This window comes from Algoriphagus lutimaris (assembly GCF_017051705.1).
Lineage (GTDB): Bacteria > Bacteroidota > Bacteroidia > Cytophagales > Cyclobacteriaceae > Algoriphagus > Algoriphagus lutimaris.
On sequence record NZ_JAFIDJ010000010.1, the window covers coordinates 1 to 527 of the forward strand.

Sequence of the window (527 nt, forward strand, 5' to 3'; positions counted from 1 at the left end):
TGGAATTCCAGAAGTACCGGGAGATGTATGCCGATTACTATGAAAAACACAAGCATCCCAATTCCCCTGCCATGCGTGACCCCAATCCGGTCATCATCCTTTGGCCGGGTGTAGGTCTTTTCTCCTTTGCCAAGGATAAGCAGACCTCCAGGGTAGCTTCAGAGTTCTATATCAATGCCATCAACGTAATGAGAGGGGCAGAAGCCGTTTCATCTTATGTTTCCCTTCCCCTTCAGGAAGCATTCAACATCGAGTACTGGCTGCTCGAAGAAGCCAAGCTTCAGCGTATGCCAAAAGAAAAACCTTTGTCCAGAAGGATCGCCCTGATCACCGGGAGTGCCGGTGGAATCGGAAAAGGCATTGCCGAAAGATATCTACAGGAAGGTGCCTGTGTGGTGGTCACCGACATCAATGCGGAAAGACTTGCGCAGACAGAAGCGGAAATGCAGAAAAAATACGGAAAGGATGTATTCCTGGGAGTAACCCTGGATGTCACCGATACCGAAAGCCTCAAAAAAGCCATACAG

1 protein-coding gene is annotated in these 527 nt (G+C 49.1%); it reads left to right on the forward strand.

Features of this window, described 5'->3' with window-relative positions; genetic code table 11:
• Nucleotides 1-527 (forward strand): SDR family NAD(P)-dependent oxidoreductase (locus JYB62_RS19570; RefSeq protein ID WP_205647085.1); only part of this gene is annotated, 527 nt, incomplete at both ends.